Here is a 16,069-nt window from a genome sequence, read left to right as displayed (position 1 = left end):
CGTGACCGAATCAGCAAATCCCATCGCGACTGCCGACCTAGCCGACGAGATCGGCCCGGAGATCCGCAGCTGCGACACCCAGTTCATCCAGTTCGGTGGCCGCGAGGTGTTCGCCGGCCGCATCGTGACCATCCGGACCTTCCAGGACAACCTGCTCGTCAAGCAGACCCTCGGCGAACCCGGCGAGGGCCGGGTACTGGTCGTGGACGGCGGCGCGAGCGTGCACACCGCGCTGGTCGGCGACATCATCGCCGGGCGCGGCGTGGACAACGGCTGGGCCGGTGTCATCGTCAACGGCGCGGTCCGGGACTCGGCGATCCTGCGCACCCTGCCCATCGGCATCAAGGCGCTGGGCACCAACCCCCGCAAGAGCACCCAGACCGGCGCCGATGCCCAGAAGGATGTGCCGGTCGAATTCGGCGGCGTCACCTTCGTTCCGGGCGACATGCTCTACAGCGACCACGACGGCGTCGTCGTTCGCAGCGAAGGCTGACCCAACTCTCGGGAAGCTCTCAGGAGCTGACGCCCCCGCACCCCTGAGAATGGGGAGCCGGGGCCCAGCCCCGAGCCCCCGCGGGAAATGAAGCCGCCGGCAAACCGCAGGGATGCGGTGAGCCCGGCCGCGAGGGGCGCGGAACGAACCTCTACGGATCCGGGAGTATCTTGCCCGCGAAGCGCGCTCAGCCGCTGGTGACCCGGGCTTTGTGCCCGGCCAGTGCCACCACATCGCCCGTGTGCAGCTGGCGACCCCGTCGCAGCTCCACCTCGTCGTTGACTCGTACCAGGCCCTGGGCGATCACCGTTTTGGCTTCCGAACCGGAATCGATGAGGTTCGCCAGCTTCAGGAACTGGCCGAGTCGAATGACATCGTCCTCGATCGGGACGTCGACTGGATCCGACATGGGATACATCCTTACCCGCGGCCGCCCCGCAACCAAACGCCGCCCCCACCACCAGCCGCCGCGCGGCGGCCACGAGACACGAACCGGGTTCTGAGTGCACATGGGCAAGGGCAACATACACACTGGTGCGGTGACTTCGACGCAGGACCGGCCGCACCACGACTCCGACCAGAGACCGGAGCCGCGGTCGCCGGAGGTGCCGCACCGCGGGCACGGTCGATTGCGTGAGGTCCCGCACATCGCGGGCACCGCGCTCGGCCTCTTCTCGGTGCTCTGTTTCGCCTGGAGCATCTCGCCCGGGCTCCGGTTCCTGACCTCGCACCTACGCCACTTCGTCGATACCTACTACTTCGACGCCCCCGACACCTCGCTGGTGTGGGCGCTGGTGGTCGGCCTGCTGGCGGGCGCCACCGCCAGCCGAAAGCGCATCGCGTGGTGGTTGCTGGTCGCCTACATGGCGGCCTTCGCACTGGCCAACGCCCTCGACTTCGCCGCCGAGGGCGACGTGAACGCCTTGGTGGCGCTGGTGATCCACGTCGTGGTCATCGGCGTGCTCGTTGCCTCATGGTCGGAGTTCTACACGCACGTGCAGCGCGGCGCGGTGTGGCGTGCGCTCGGCGTGCTGGCGGGCGGGCTCACGCTGGGCTGCATGGTCGGCTGGGGACTGGTCGAGCTGTTCCCCGGCACGCTGCCCGACCACACCGAGCGCGCGCTGTGGGCCGTCTCCCGCGTGACCGCCGCGATCCTGGTCTCGAACGAGGACTTCGACGGGCACCCGCCGCATCTGGTGAACCTGCTGCTCGGCCTGTTCGGTGCCATCGCGCTGCTGGCCGCGGTGATCACCCTGTTCCGATCGCAGCGCTCCTCCAACGCGCTCACCGGGCTCGACGAATCCGCCCTGCGCGGGCTCATCGAACACTCCGACGTCGAGGACTCGCTCGGCTACTTCGCCACCCGCCGCGACAAGGCCGTCGTCTTCGCCCCCAGCGGCAAGGCGGCCATCACCTACCGCGTCGAGCTCGGCGTCTGCCTGGCCTCCGGAGACCCCATCGGGCAGAAGGAGTCGTGGCCGCACGCCATCGACGCCTGGCTGCGACTGGCCGATCAGTACGGCTGGGCACCCGCGGTCATGGGCGCCAGCGAGCTCGGCGCGACCGCGTACCGCCGCGCCGGGCTGTCCGCACTGCGCCTCGGCGACGAGGCCATTCTCGAAACCCGCAGCTTCTCCCTCGCCGGACCGGATATGAAACCGGTCCGCCAGGCCGCCAATCGCCTTGCCAAACAAGGCATCACGGTGCGGGTGCGGCGACACCGGGAGATCTCCCCCGAGGAGATGCAAGAGGTCATGAAGCGCGCCGACGCCTGGCGCGACACCGAGACCGAACGCGGCTTCTCCATGGCCCTGGACCGCCTCGGCGACCCCCTCGACGGCGATTGCCTGCTGGTCGAGGCGGTCGCGCCCGTCCGTCAGCCCACCACCACCGGCAATGGGCAGCCTCCGGCAGACACCACGGAAAGCGGCGGCCAGGTGCTCGGCATGCTGTCGTTCGTGCCGTGGGGTCGCACCGGCATCTCCCTCGATCTCATGCGCCGCGACCGCTCCGGCCCCAACGGGCTGATGGAGCTCATGATCTCGCGGCTGGCCCTCACCTCCGATCAGTACGGCATCACCCGGATCTCGTTGAACTTCGCGGTCTTCCGCGCGGTCTTCGAGGAGGGCGGCCGCATCGGCGCCGGCCCGGTGCTGCGCATGTGGCGCGGCGTACTCATGTTCTTCTCCCGCTGGTACCAGCTCGAGGCGCTCTACCGCTCCAATGTGAAGTACCAGCCCGAATGGGTGCCGCGATTCTCGATGTTCGAGGAACGCCGCCACCTGCTGCGGGTCGCCATGGCCAGCGCCCTCGCCGAGGGCTTCCTCCCGCGTGTCGGCCGCGAGCACGACGCCTCCGCGCACACCGGTCTGCGCCCCTCGGTGCCGCCCACCATGACCGGCCTGCACGCCGACGGCAGCCCACCGGATCTGCCGCCGGAGGAGCTCGCGGAGATCGGCCCGCGCCGCCCCGAACAGGTGCGGGTGCGCATGGACAAGCTGGCGAAGCTCCAGGAATCCGGGGTCGAGGCCTACCCGGTCGCCTACCCGCCCACCCACACCGTGGCCGCCGCGCGCGGCTGCCCGCAGGGCACCACCGTGCGAGTCTGCGGACGGCTCTTGCGGATTCGCGACTACGGCGGCGTCATCTTCGCCGTGCTGCGCGACTGGTCCGGCGACATCCAGCTGCTCATCGACCGCGGCCGGGTGGGCGTCGACCGCAGCCGGGAATTCACCGAATTCTTCGACCTGGGCGACCTCATCGAGGTGAGCGGGCAGATCGGCCGCAGCCGCCGCGGCGAACTGTCACTGCTGGCCCAGGACTGGCGGATGATCGGCAAATGCCTGCACCCGCTGCCGGACAAGTGGAAGGGCCTGTCCGATCCGGAGGCCCGCGTCCGGCAACGCTATGTCGACATGGCCATCAACATCGACATCCGCGAGGTGCTGGCCAAGCGCAGCGCGGTGGTGCGGTCGCTGCGGGACACCCTGCACGGCTGGGGCTTCCTGGAAGTCGAGACCCCCGTGCTGCAGCAGGTGCACGGCGGCGCCAACGCCACGCCGTTCACCACCCACATCAACGCCTACGACCTGGACCTGTACCTGCGCATCGCCCCCGAGCTGTACCTCAAGCGGCTATGCGTGGGCGGCATGGAGAAGGTGTTCGAACTCGGCCGCGTCTTCCGCAACGAGGGCGTGGACTACAGCCACAACCCCGAGTTCACCATCCTGGAAGCCTATGAGGCGCACAGCGATTACGAGCGCATGATGCACGTCTGCCGCCAGCTCATCCAGGAGGCCGCGGTCGCCGCCAACGGCAAGATGGCGGCGCTGCGCCCCGGACCAGACGGCGCCGTCGCCGAGGTCGACATCTCCGGCGACTGGCCGGTCAAGACCGTGCACGGGGCCGTGTCCGAGGCGATCGGCGAGACCATCACCCCCGACACCGATGCCGAACGACTGCGGCTGCTCTGCGAGAAAGCGGGCGTGCCCTTCCAATTGGGCTGGGACGCCGGGCAACTCGTGCTCGAGATGTACGAGCACCTGGTGGAATCCGCCACCGAGGAACCTACCTTCTACATCGACTTCCCCACCTCCGTCTCCCCGCTCACCCGTGCGCACCGGCACATCGCGGGCGTCACCGAGCGCTGGGACCTGGTGGCCTGGGGCGTCGAATTGGCCACCGCCTACAGCGAATTGACCGATCCGGTGGAACAGCGCCGCCGCCTCACCGAGCAGTCCATGCTGGCCGCCGGCGGCGATCCGGAGGCCATGGAACTCGACGAGGAATTCCTGCAAGCCCTCGAACACGCCATGCCGCCCACCGGCGGCCTCGGCGTCGGCGTGGACCGGGTGGTCATGCTGCTCATCGGCCGCAGCATCCGCGAAACCCTGCCGTTTCCGCTGGTGAAACCCCGTGGCGCGCACAGCGAATCCCGATAGGACCAGGGAAAACCCTGATTCCCCGGGCCGGATCGCCAGTTAATCTGGGATTCGGCCCGGGGCGGGCCCACCGGCTACACCGATTGGGGATTCCATGCACTACCTAGACCTGATGACCCAGGCGACACTGCTGGACCACCATGTCTGGACGCACCCGGACACCTGGAACGCCGCCCTCGAGAACACCGCCGCGCGGCGCTCCAGCAGCCGGCGCGGCACCAGCTTCTGGGGCTTCCTCGCGGTCTGCTGCATCGGCATCGTGGTGCTGGTGCTGGGCGTCGTCTATCTGATGAGCCGCCGCAAGAACCGCTAGCCCCGGCACCCCCGCGGCGAAGTGCGGGCGGGGTGCGGCAGAGTGGGGGCGTGCAGTTGATCCTCGTGCGCCACGCCCAGCCGCAACGTGTCCTGGCGGAATCCGGCCACGCCGACCCCGATCTCACCGCGATCGGGATCGAACAGGCGAGCCGCGTTCCGGCCGCACTGGCCCCCCACCGGATTTCGCGCGTGGTGAGCAGCCCCCAGCTGCGGGCCCGCGAGACCGCCCGGCCGACCGCGGAAAAGCTCGGGCTGGACATCGACATCCTCGACGGCCTCGCCGAATACGACCGCGAGCTGCCGATCTACATCCCGATCGAGGACGCGCAGCGGGAATTCCGGGAAGCCTACGAGCGCATCAAGGCCGGGCACCTGCCCGAGCAGATCGACGGCGACGCCTTCGTCGGCCGCGTACGCGACAGCATCGCGAGCATCGTCACGGCCGCCGAACACGCCGACACCGTCGTCGTCTTCGCCCACGGCGGCGTGATCAACGTGCTGCTGCAGGACGTGCTGGGGCTGGCTCGCCCGCTCACGTTTCCCATCGACTACTGCTCGATCACCCGGATCCTGTACTCGCGCACCGGCGGCCGCACCGCGGCCACCGTCAACGAGAACGGCCACGTCTGGGATCTGCTGCCGCGGACGCAGCGGCCGCGCTCCTGAGCCGCCGAACACCGACGCTCAGCCGACTCCCAGCCCGATCCCACACCCCTCCAAGGGCCGGGCCTTTCGATGGGAACTCGTGAGCCGCTCCCCTCGCGGCCGACGATCCCGACAGAAAGGCACCATGATGTCCGCCACCACCAAGCCCCGCCGCCGTCTCGCCCTGCGCCTGGCCGCGGCGGGTGCCCTGGCCGCCATCCCGCTCGCCGTCGTCGCCCTCCCCGCGAACGCCGCGACCCCCGATGACGCCAGCACCCCCGTCATCGCGCAGCAGATCGACGACCACGGCCCCTGGGACCACGACCGCGACCGTGATCACCACCGCCACGACCACGACGGTGACTGGAACGGTAACAGCGGCTGGAACAACGGCGACAACGGCTGGAACAACGCCCCCGCCCAGGCCCCCGCACCCTGGCTGCCGCCCACCGGCTCGTTCGGCATGTAGCCCGGCCGGATCACCTCATCGGCTCGGACACGAAAAGGCCGCTCCCCGTGTGGGAGCGGCCTCTTTGTCTCTCGGAGTCGTTGAAAGACAAGCACTCTCATATGCCGAGGGCCGCCCCTTGCCGGGAGCGGCCCTCGGATCGAGATTCCCGCTATGCGTTGGTCACGATCCAGTTGTGCATCCAGGTCAGCGCGGTCTGACCGCCACCGACCCCGTAGCTGCCGTAACTGGTGTGCTTGCCACTGCGGTAGAACTGCTCGAGCTGGTGCGCGTACTCGCTGTCCGGACCATCGGCCAGTTGCGCCTGCAGCGTCGGCAGACCACCCTGTGCCATCAGGTCGTTGAGGATGGACCCGAACTCGAGCTGGGTCTGCCACAGGTTGAAGTTGTTCGGGTTGCTCGACTGCGCCAGGAAACCCGCGAAGCGGGTGAGGAAGTCGGTCTCCTCGGTGGAGCAGTACAGGTCGCCGATGGCGCACACCGTGCGCACCTTGTCGCTGATCCAGCCGAAGCCGCCGACCCGCACCCCGCCCGCACCCGCGCCGGGGGCGATCGGACCGATCTGGGCGTCGGTGGGCGAACGGCGCGGATCGGAGATCAGGGCCACGGCCGCGATGCGGTCCGGTGGCACCACGCCGTGCCCGGAGCCGATCTCGGCCGCGAGATCGCCTGCGGCGTCGGCGCCCTGGCTGTAGCCCGTGAGTGCGATCTTGGTGCCCGGGCAGCGCGCGCCCATGTCGTGCACGAGGCCGCGCGCGTTGTCGACGGCTTCCTTCTTGGAGGCGGCATAGACGTCGCCCTCCCAGGGGAAGGCGGTCGCCGCGTAGGTCACGTAGTCGACCTCGCCGGGCAACCCGTCGGTAACCCCGGCCAGCATGCCGGGTTTGGGGTCTTTGTCATGACCGGTTTCCCAGGTGCCCGGGACGGCCACCGTGTAGAGGCTCGGGCAGCCCGCGCCGGGGTCGGCCATCGCGGGACCGCTGCCCAGGACAATTCCCGACATGAGCACGCTCGCCGCTGCCCCCGCAGCCGCGACAACATTCTTCAACCGCATACTGCTCCAGTTCACGCTTGTGCCGGGACAAGTCGCCCGTCCCGATTCCCGATCATGGTGCGGTCGCCGGATGACAGTCCGGTGCACTGTGGGTTAACCCAAGTAACCGCCCCCGTATGAGTTGCCCGAAACAGACCGCTTGACGAGATCGGCGACACACCGCCGACAAGCTTAAAGGGGCCTGATCACCCATGCCAGGCGAGTGGACGAACACGTCCGATTTCCGGCTGAAAGTCCTTTCCCACACCGGCTTCCGGGCTCATTCCCGCAATGCCGTCTCGAGCATCGGCCACGACCGGTGCAGCGCGTCCTCCCAATAGCGCCAGGAATGCGTTCCGGCAGCACGGAATTCGACCTGTGCCGGAATCCCCAACTCGCTCAAGCGATCAGCGAGCCGGTGCGTGCAGGCGTTGGTCGCCGCCTCGATGACACCGCCCAGCACGATCTGGTTGGCCAGCGTCGCCGGACGCCCGCCGATCGAGGGTGAGTCGAGGGTGTCCATGGGGCCGGGCAGGCCACTGGAACTGGAGATGAAAAGCGCCTTCCCGCGCAGGGCTTCGGCATTGAGCACCGCGTCGTGCCGCTGCCAGTCCGGGTCGCCCGGCTCACCCCACATATTGCGGGCATCGGCGTCACCGCGATCCAGGACCAGCTGGATGTAGCGGCGGCTGTTCTCGTCCGAAGTGGAGGCGCAGCCACTGAAAGCCGCGACGGCCCGGTACCGGTCCGGGGCGACGATGGCCAGGTTCAGCGCCGAGGTCGCCGACATCGAGACGCCTGCGATCGCGTTCGCGCCCGACGCGCCCAGCGCCTTGTCGATGATCGGAGGCAGTTCGGCGGTCAGAAAGGTCTCCCATTTCTGACGGCCGAGACTCGGGTCGTCTTTCTGCCAGTCGGTGTAATAGGAGAATTTCCCGCCGACCGGGGACACGACATTCACGTTCTTGTCCAAGAAGAATTGGACGACATCGGTCTGCCGATACCAGGTGGCGGCGTCTTCTCCGCCGCCCGCGCCATTGAGCAGATAGAGCGTCGGGCGCGGCACGCTGTTGTCGAATGCGGTGAGGACCTGAACCGGAATCACCCGGTCCATCGCGGCCGAATAGACTGAGAGCTCCTCCTGCCGCTGGCCGGGCCGATCGATCGAAACCAGATGGGCTTCAGCGGAATCCGCCATGGCCGTACCGATGCTCCCGGGGGCGCACGACAACGCCAGTGAGAGCGCGAACGCCGATATCGCGGCCAACACCGGGAGTTTACGGGTGTGCATCGGTTCGGTTGTCCTATCGATCGAATCGGCCCGGGCGGGAATCAGCTGCCGATGTACTTGCGGATCGCGTCCGACAGAATGGTGCTCAGCGAACCCGTCGAGCTGAGCTGGCCGTCGGCCGAACCGAGTCCGTTGTTGCCGAGGCTGCCCAGCACGTCCTCACCGATGGTGTTGCCGCGGGCGGTGAAGCACGCGGTCAGGTTGGGGAGTTCGTTGCTGACGCCGACCGTGCCCGCGACCCCGATACCACCGCTGGTGACCTGCTGACCGGCCGAGAGGTTGGTGGGGACCGGGTAGGTGATGGTGTAGGTCACCGGGTTGCCGGAGTTCACGAACCAGCCCGTGTTGGTCACCTTCCAGCCGCCGGCGTTCGGCTCCGGGGTGACGTCCTCGGTGCGCTCGCCGACCGCGGCGTGATACGCGGTGATGGTCGCCTTGGTGGGCGCGGCGAATCCGGCGGGCGGGTAATCGGTGATGGTGTTGACGTACGGATTGCCGATGCCGGTGGTGCCGATGACGATCTTGTAGGTCACGGTGGTGCCGACGCCGACCGAGTCGGAATTGACGGTCTTGTCGTAGGTCATCGTGATGCCCAGGGTGCTGATGTCATTCTTGGTGGCATGCGAACTGATTGCACAGGTCGAATCCGCCGCCGCCACTCCGGTTTCCAGAGTGGTGATGCTCAGACCCGCGCAAACCAATGCGGCCGATGAGATGATCGCGGCCGCCCGGCGATTACGGAACATGTTTCTCCTCCAAGTGTCCCGACCTCATTCCGGGACCGATCCATGCTTACCGAGCGCTGCGGACGACTCGGAGGTGGGTTCCACACGGGGACTAAGTAAACAGGTGTAACTGGTCCACTGTCCAGGGTTTGCGAAAACTGCGCACAGCAATTGACTAGCACACATTTCAGATGCTTTGCCAGGCAAAACAAAAGGCGCTCCCGGACCGAAGTCCGGGAGCGCCCTTCAGATTTCAGCTCAGCGCTGGGCGACCATGCTCGGAGTGATCGGGGACGGCAGCGCCGTCTCACCCTCCAGGTACTTGTCCACCGCGGACGCGCAAGCGCGGCCCTCGGCGATGGCCCACACGATCAGCGACTGACCACGGCCCATGTCACCGGCGGCGAAGACACCGGGCACCGTGGTGGCCCACTCCTTGTCACGCATGACATTGCCGCGCTGGTCATAGCCCACGCCCAGACCCTCGAGCAGGCCGTACTTCTGCGGGCCGACGAAGCCCATGGCCAGCAGCACCAGGTCCGCCTCCAGGGTGAAGTCGGTGCCCTCGACCTTCTCGAACCGGCCATTGACCATCGTCACCTCATGCGCCTGCAGCCCGGTGACCTTGCCGTCCCTACCGATGAAACGCTCGGTGTTGACCGAGAACACGCGCTCGCCGCCCTCCTCATGGGCCGAGGAGACGCGATACATCAGCGGATAGGTCGGCCACGGGGTGGAGGAGGCCCGCTCCTCCGGCGGACGCGGCATGATCTCGAACTGGTGGACCGACTCCGCGCCCTGACGGTGCGAGGTGCCCAGGCAGTCCGCGCCGGTGTCACCGCCGCCGATGATGACGACCTTCTTGCCGCGCGCGTGGACGCGCGGCAGGCCGTCCTCATCGACGATCGGGTCGCCCAGCTGCACCCGGTTGGCCAGCGGCAGGAACTCCATGGCCTGATGGATGCCGTCCAGGTCGCGACCCGGGATCGGCAGGTCGCGGGCGATGGTCGCGCCACCGGCGAGGACGATCGCGTCGAACTGCTCACGCAGCTGCTCGGCGCTGATGTCCACGCCCACGTTCACGCCGGTCTTGAAGATGGTGCCCTCGGCCTCCATCTGCGCGATGCGGCGGTCGATGAAGCGCTTCTCCATCTTGAATTCCGGGATGCCATAGCGCAGCAGGCCGCCGATGCGGTCGTCGCGCTCGAACACCGTCACGGTGTGGCCGGCGCGGGTCAGCTGCTGGGCGGCGGCCAGGCCCGCGGGGCCGGAGCCGACGACCGCGACGCGCTTACCGGTCAGACGGGTCGGATAGGCCGGGGTCACCCAGCCCTCGTCGAAACCGTTCTCGATGATCTCGACCTCGACCTGCTTGATGGTCACCGGATCCTGGTTGATGCCCAGGACGCAGGACGCCTCACACGGAGCCGGGCACAGGCGGCCGGTGAACTCCGGGAAGTTGTTGGTCGCGTGCAGCCGATCGAACGACTCCTTCCACGCGCCCCTGTACACCAGGTCGTTCCACTCGGGAATCAGGTTCCCGAGCGGGCAGCCGTTGTGGCAGAACGGAATACCGCAGTCCATGCAGCGGCTGGCCTGGCGCTGCAGGGTCTCGTGGGAGAACTTCCCCTCGTAGACCTCTTTCCAGTCCATCAACCGCAGCGGCACCGGGCGGCGCTTCGGCAGTTCCCGGCTCGTGTGCTTCAGGAAGCCCTGTGGATCAGCCATTGACAGCTCCGATGATCTTTCGCGCCGATTCGGCGCACCCAACAAATCCGGTGCAGCGCTTGAAAACGCTCGGCATGTCAGCCACGAGCGGCCTCCATGATCGCCTCATCGACGTTGCGGCCGGCCTTCTCAGCCTCGGAGATGGCCAGTAGGACCTTCTTGTAGTCGCGCGGCATGACCTTGACGAACTTGGTCACCTGCTGCGCCCAGTCGCCCAGGATGCGTTCCGCCACCGCCGAACCGGTCTCGTCACGGTGCTGGGCGACGGTGTCGTGCAGCCACTGCGCGTCCTCGGCCGAGAGCTGCTCGGGGTCGACCAGCTCGGTGTTGAGGTTGGCCTCGAAGGTGCCGTTCGGGTTGTAGACGAACGCGATACCGCCCGACATGCCGGCGCCGAAGTTGCGGCCGGTCTCGCCGAGGATGATCACGCGACCACCGGTCATGTACTCGCAGGCGTGGTCGCCGACGCCCTCGACCACCGCGGTGGCGCCCGAGTTGCGGACGGCGAAGCGCTCGCCGACCACACCGCGGATGAACGCCTGGCCGGAGGTCGCGCCGAACAGCATCACGTTGCCCGCGATGATGTTCTGCTCCGCCACGAACTCGGCGGGCGCGTCGGCCGACGGGCGCACGACGATGCGGCCGCCCGAAAGGCCCTTGCCCACATAGTCGTTGGCGTCGCCGGAGACCCGCAGGGTGATACCGGCCGGGACGAACGCACCGAACGAGTTGCCGGCCGAACCGATGAACGTGATGTCGATGGTGTTGTCCGGCAGGCCGACTCCGCCGTAGAGCTTGGTGACCTCGTGGCCGAGCATGGTGCCGACCGTCCGGTTCACGTTGGTGATCTTGGTTTCGATCTTGACCGGCTTGCCACGCTCCAGCGCGTCCGCGGCACTCGCGATGAGCTCGTTGTCGAGCGCCTTGTCCAGACCGTGGTCCTGGCCCTTGGTGCGGCGGCGGTCCTGGAACATGAACGCCGTCTCGACGTCATCCAGGATCGGCGACAGATCCAGCTTGGCGGCCTTCCAGTGCGCCTTGGCGGCGGTGGTGTCGAGCAGGTCGACCCGGCCGATGGCCTCGTCGAGGGTGCGCAGACCCAGCGACGCCAGCAGCTCCCGCACCTCTTCGGCGATGTAGAGCATGAAGTTCTCGACGAACTCCGGCTTGCCCGTGAAGCGCTCACGCAGCACAGGGTTCTGGGTGGCGACGCCGACCGGGCAGGTGTCGAGGTGGCAGACGCGCATCATGATGCAGCCCGAGACCACCAGCGGAGCGGTCGCGAAACCGTACTCCTCGGCACCCAGCAGCGCGGCGATCATGACGTCGCGGCCGGTCTTCATCTGACCGTCCACCTGCACCACGATGCGGTCGCGCAGACCGTTGAGCAGCAGCGTCTGCTGGGTCTCGGCCAGGCCGAGCTCCCAGGGACCGCCCGCGTGCTTGAGCGAGGTCAGCGGCGAGGCGCCGGTGCCACCGTCGTGGCCGGAGATGAGCACCACGTCCGCGTGCGCCTTGGAGACACCCGCGGCGACGGTGCCGACGCCCGGCTCCGCGACGAGTTTCACGTGAATCCGCGCCTGCGGGTTCGCGTTCTTCAGGTCGTGGATCAGCTGCGCCAGGTCCTCGATCGAGTAGATGTCGTGGTGCGGCGGCGGGGAAATCAGACCGACACCCGGCGTGGAGTGCCGGACCTCGGCGACCCAGGGGTACACCTTGTGGGCCGGCAGCTGGCCGCCCTCACCGGGCTTGGCGCCCTGCGCCATCTTGATCTGGATGTCGGTGCAGTTGGTCAGGTAGTGCGCGGTCACGCCGAAGCGGCCCGAGGCCACCTGCTTGATCGCGGACCGACGCCAGTCGCCGTTCTCCTCCGGCTCGAAGCGGGCCGGATGCTCGCCGCCCTCACCGGAGTTCGAGCGACCGCCGAGGCGGTTCATGGCGATGGCCAGGGTCTCGTGGGCCTCGGCCGAGATGGAGCCGTAGCTCATCGCACCGGTCGAGAAGCGCTTCACGATCTCCGACGCGGGCTCGACCTGGTCGATCGGAATCGGGTGCCGGCCTTCGGACTTGAACCGGAACAGGCCACGCAGCGAGGCGAGCCGCTCCGACTGGTCGTCGACCAGCTTCGTGTACTCCTTGAAGACCTTGTACTGGCCCGAGCGGGTGGCGTGCTGCAGCTTGAACACCGTGTCCGGGTTGAACAGGTGGTACTCGCCCTCACGACGCCACTGGTACTCGCCTCCGACCTCGAGTTCGCGGTGCGCGCGCTCGTTGCGGTTCTCCAGGAACGCGACCCGGTGCCGCTGGGCGACCTCGGCCGCGATGTCGTCGAGACCGATGCCGTCCAGCGGCGAGCGCAGGCCGGTGAAGTACTCGTCCACCAGCTCCTGCGCCAGGCCGACGACCTGGAACAGCTGCGCGCCACGGTAGGAGGCGATGGTGGAGATGCCCATTTTGGACATCACCTTCAGCACGCCCTTGCCGGCCGCCTTGTTGTAGTTGTAGACGGCCTTCTTGTAGTCGGCCGCCAGGTCACCGGCGCTGCCCGGCATCTTCAGCGCGCCGCGCTCGAGCATGTCCTCGATGGACTCGAAGGCCATATACGGGTTGATGGCCGCCGCGCCGAAGCCGACCAGCATGGCCATGTGGTGCACCTCGCGGGCGTCACCGGCCTCGATGACCAGGCCGACCTTGGTGCGGGTGCGCTCCCGGACCAGGTGGTGGTGAACCGCGGCGGTCAGCAGCAGCGACGGGATCGGGGCCAGCTTCTCGTTCGACTCGCGGTCGGACAGCACGATGATGCGCGCGCCGCCGTCGATGGCCGCCGAGACCTGACGCTGCACGGCCTCGATGGCCTTGCGCAGGCCCTTGCCGCCCTTCTTGACCGGGTACAGGCCGTGCACCACGACCGAACGCAGGTCCGGACGAGAGCCGTCGTCGTTGATGTGGATGAGCTTGTTGAGCTCGTCGTTGTCCAGGATCGGCTGGGTCAGGGTGATCTGACGACAGGACTCCGGTCCCGGGTTCAGCAGGTCGGCCTCCGGGCCGATCATGCTGCGCAGCGAGGTGACGACCTCTTCGCGGATGGCGTCCAGCGGCGGGTTGGTGACCTGCGCGAATAGCTGCGAGAAGTAGTCGAACAGCAGGCGCGGCCGCGCCGACAGCACCGCGATCGGGGTGTCGGTGCCCATCGAGCCGAGCGCCTCGCCGCCGGTCTGCGCCATGGGCGAGACCAGCAGGTTCAGCTCCTCGGTGGTGTAGCCGAAGATCTGCTGGCGGATCAGCACGCGGTCGTGCGACATGTGCACGTGCGGGCGGTCGGGCAGGTCGCTCAGCTTGGTCGGGCCCTCGTCCAGCCACTGCTGGTACGGGAACTCCGCGGCCAGCGACGACTTGACCTCGTCGTCGCTGATGATGCGGCCCTGCGAGGTGTCGACCAGGAACATGTGGCCGGGCTGCAGGCGCTTCTTGTAGACGACCTTCGCCGGGTCGATGTCGAGCACGCCGACCTCGGAGGCCAGCACGACCAGACCGTCCTCGGTGACCCAGATGCGGCCGGGGCGCAGACCATTGCGGTCCAGCACCGCGCCGACGACCGTGCCGTCGGTGAAGCACACCGAGGCCGGGCCGTCCCAGGGCTCCATCAGGAAGGAGTGGTAGCGGTAGAAGGCGCGCTGTTCCGGGGTCATGGACTCGTGGCGCTCCCACGCCTCCGGGATCATCATGAGCACGGCGTGCGGCAGACTGCGCCCGCCCAGGTGCAGCAGCTCGAGCACCTCGTCGAAGCGCGCGGTGTCCGAGGCGCCCGGGGTGCACACCGGGAAGATCTTCTCCAGGCGGTTGTTGCCCTCGTGGTCGGTGCCGAACACGTTCGAGTTCAGCAGCGCCTCGCGGGCCCGCATCCAGTTCTCGTTGCCGGAGACGGTGTTGATCTCACCGTTGTGGGCGACGCGCCGGAACGGGTGCGCCAGCGGCCACGACGGGAAGGTGTTGGTGGAGAAGCGCGAGTGCACGATGCCCAGCGCGGACTCGACCCGGTCGTCCTGCAGATCCAGGTAGAACGCCCGCAGCTGCGGGGTGGTGAACATGCCCTTGTAGACGAAGGTCTCGCCGGACAGGCTCGGGAAGTAGACCGACTCCTTGCCGGTCGCGCCCTCGCCGGCGCCCGCCTTGCCGAGCTCGTGTTCGACGCGCTTGCGGACGACGTAGGCGCGGCGCTCCAGGTCCATGCCGGAGAGCTGCTCGGCCGACCCCTTCGGCGAGGCGATGAAGATCTGACGGAAGGTCGGCATCGCGTCGCGCGACAGCGCGCCCAGCGACGACTCGTCGATCGGGACCTCACGCCAGCCGAGGACCTCGAGGCCCTCCTCGCGCACGATCTTCTCGACGCCGTACCCGGCGCGGGCGGCCTCGCGGCGGGCCTGCGGCAGGAAAGCGATACCGGTGGCGTACGAACCTTCGGCGGGGAGCTCGAAGTCGACGACGGCACGGAAGAACTTGTCCGGGAGCTGAATCAGGATGCCCGCGCCGTCACCCGAGTTGGGTTCGGCGCCGGCGGCACCACGGTGCTCCAGGTTCAGCAATGCCGTAATAGCCTTATCGACGATGTCGCGGCTGCGGCGGCCGTGCATGTCGACGACGAATGCGACACCACAGGCGTCGTGTTCATTCGCCGGGTCATAGAGCCCGATGGGTCCTTGTCCATAGCCGGCACCGCCAGCGGGGAACCTGTGGCCAGGAAGTTGCGTCATGCCTCTGCCTTCACAAAAAACAGGCCTTCGAAGAATGCGGCCTTCGTCGAACGCCTCCGGTCTGGACTGCGCCCGGACGTTTCGGAGACCAGCGGCGCTGATGGTCACTCCGTGCAGTCAACTTTGCAGTTGTCCACCCGCTTCGATTACCTAGTCGGGTGCTCGGTGGTAACGGAACCCTTACGCATTCGCTACACACCGCGCCGTTCTCGCCCGCTAGGCTGAGCACCGATCGGGCCTCTGACCGTATGGGGAGATGCCGAATTGTGTAGTTCGGCGTAAGAGCAAACGATAAGTCAGGACTGGAGCCCAACCAACTTAGGTTGCGCTAATTCCAGCTTCTAGCTGGGCTTCTTCATCGGTCCTCCAACACACGCGCGTTCTCCAGTGTAAAGCAGGGGTGCAGGTGCGTTTCAGTTGAGTTCACCACTGCACCGCACGCACGCGAGAGCTCCGGGTGGGCGGTCGTGCGCAGCTCCAGACTGCCTCTCACCTGCAATGAATCAGATTTCCCCACAAGGGGATCCGGCAAACCGGGCGTAAGGCGGCTAACTTTCCGGACAAGTTCCGTCGCCATGGCAGCCGTCCGGGAGACATGGACAGGCAACCTGCGGACCGTACGGAATTTTTCCTGAATGTGGGATTCAGCACACATTCAGCAAATCGCAAAACGTCGTT

At 67.6% G+C, this 16,069-nt stretch carries 11 protein-coding genes; 5 read left to right on the top strand and 6 right to left on the bottom strand.

Annotation, left to right across the window (positions count from 1 at the left end; translation table 11 throughout):
* The first annotated feature begins 1 nt into the window (after position 1).
* Positions 2–493 carry a ribonuclease E activity regulator RraA gene (rraA, locus tag GLP40_RS04120; protein WP_328289662.1) on the top strand — a complete coding sequence of 164 codons (492 nt, stop codon included), beginning with the start codon at positions 2–4 and terminating at the stop codon, positions 491–493.
* A gap of 187 nt (positions 494–680) precedes the next feature.
* On the opposite strand, the gene GLP40_RS04115 is transcribed toward rraA, so the two are convergent.
* The gene (locus tag GLP40_RS04115) at positions 681–902 is read right to left on the bottom strand and encodes an RNA-binding S4 domain-containing protein (protein WP_154786496.1); all 222 of its coding nucleotides are present in this window, start codon (positions 900–902) and stop codon (positions 681–683) included.
* A 100-nt stretch (positions 903–1,002) separates the two neighbouring features.
* Between GLP40_RS04115 and lysX the strand changes: the two genes are divergently transcribed.
* The 4 genes from lysX (at position 1,003) to GLP40_RS04095 (ending at position 5,863) form a co-directional block, all read left to right on the top strand.
* Entirely contained in the window at positions 1,003–4,434 is a 3,432-nt protein-coding gene (gene lysX, locus GLP40_RS04110; protein ID WP_154786495.1) for a bifunctional lysylphosphatidylglycerol synthetase/lysine--tRNA ligase LysX, read from the top strand.
* A 112-nt stretch (positions 4,435–4,546) separates the two neighbouring features.
* On the top strand, positions 4,547–4,747 hold the full coding sequence (locus GLP40_RS04105) for a hypothetical protein (protein WP_154786494.1): 201 nt from the start codon (positions 4,547–4,549) through the stop codon (positions 4,745–4,747).
* Positions 4,748–4,797: 50 nt separating this feature from the next.
* Entirely contained in the window at positions 4,798–5,415 is a 618-nt protein-coding gene (locus GLP40_RS04100) for a histidine phosphatase family protein (protein ID WP_328289661.1), read from the top strand.
* Between the two features lie 127 nt (positions 5,416–5,542).
* Entirely contained in the window at positions 5,543–5,863 is a 321-nt protein-coding gene (locus GLP40_RS04095) for a hypothetical protein (protein WP_154786493.1), read from the top strand.
* A 151-nt stretch (positions 5,864–6,014) separates the two neighbouring features.
* Here the strand turns inward: GLP40_RS04095 and GLP40_RS04090 are convergent, their stop codons facing one another.
* The 5 genes from GLP40_RS04090 to gltB all read right to left on the bottom strand — a co-directional run bounded on the left by GLP40_RS04090 (position 6,015) and on the right by gltB (position 15,391).
* Positions 6,015–6,866 (bottom strand): cutinase family protein, encoded by an 852-nt coding sequence (locus GLP40_RS04090; protein ID WP_230329228.1) that lies wholly within the window; start codon positions 6,864–6,866, stop codon positions 6,015–6,017.
* A 310-nt stretch (positions 6,867–7,176) separates the two neighbouring features.
* Positions 7,177–8,187 (bottom strand): alpha/beta hydrolase, encoded by a 1,011-nt coding sequence (locus tag GLP40_RS04085; protein ID WP_154786491.1) that lies wholly within the window; start codon positions 8,185–8,187, stop codon positions 7,177–7,179.
* A 41-nt stretch (positions 8,188–8,228) separates the two neighbouring features.
* On the bottom strand, positions 8,229–8,933 hold the full coding sequence (locus GLP40_RS04080; RefSeq protein ID WP_154786490.1) for a hypothetical protein: 705 nt from the start codon (positions 8,931–8,933) through the stop codon (positions 8,229–8,231).
* A gap of 237 nt (positions 8,934–9,170) precedes the next feature.
* The gene (locus GLP40_RS04075) at positions 9,171–10,640 is read right to left on the bottom strand and encodes a glutamate synthase subunit beta (protein WP_154786489.1); all 1,470 of its coding nucleotides are present in this window, start codon (positions 10,638–10,640) and stop codon (positions 9,171–9,173) included.
* Positions 10,641–10,717: 77 nt separating this feature from the next.
* Complete coding sequence (gene gltB / locus GLP40_RS04070) at positions 10,718–15,391, bottom strand: glutamate synthase large subunit (protein WP_154786488.1); 4,674 nt, start codon at positions 15,389–15,391, stop codon at positions 10,718–10,720.
* Positions 15,392–16,069 lie beyond the last annotated feature (678 nt).

The sequence above is a fragment of the Nocardia aurantiaca genome (genome assembly GCF_009708175.1).
GTDB lineage: Bacteria > Actinomycetota > Actinomycetes > Mycobacteriales > Mycobacteriaceae > Nocardia > Nocardia aurantiaca.
The sequence above is the reverse complement of the archived record's forward strand: the minus strand, read 5'-3'. Positions and strand labels throughout refer to the sequence as shown.

Bases quoted from the DNA above. Each gene is read 5' to 3' on its own strand.
- GLP40_RS04080 (WP_154786490.1), bottom strand. From the start codon at position 8,933: ATGTTCCGTAATCGCCGGGCGGCCGCGATCATCTCATCGGCCGCATTG.
- gltB (WP_154786488.1), bottom strand. From the start codon at position 15,391: ATGACGCAACTTCCTGGCCACAGGTTCCCCGCTGGCGGTGCCGGCTAT.
- lysX (WP_154786495.1), top strand. From the start codon at position 1,003: ATGGGCAAGGGCAACATACACACTGGTGCGGTGACTTCGACGCAGGAC.
- GLP40_RS04075 (WP_154786489.1), bottom strand. From the start codon at position 10,640: ATGGCTGATCCACAGGGCTTCCTGAAGCACACGAGCCGGGAACTGCCG.
- GLP40_RS04095 (WP_154786493.1), top strand. From the start codon at position 5,543: ATGTCCGCCACCACCAAGCCCCGCCGCCGTCTCGCCCTGCGCCTGGCC.
- GLP40_RS04115 (WP_154786496.1), bottom strand. From the start codon at position 902: ATGTCGGATCCAGTCGACGTCCCGATCGAGGACGATGTCATTCGACTC.
- GLP40_RS04085 (WP_154786491.1), bottom strand. From the start codon at position 8,187: ATGCACACCCGTAAACTCCCGGTGTTGGCCGCGATATCGGCGTTCGCG.
- GLP40_RS04090 (WP_230329228.1), bottom strand. From the start codon at position 6,866: ATGTCGGGAATTGTCCTGGGCAGCGGTCCCGCGATGGCCGACCCCGGC.
- GLP40_RS04105 (WP_154786494.1), top strand. From the start codon at position 4,547: ATGACCCAGGCGACACTGCTGGACCACCATGTCTGGACGCACCCGGAC.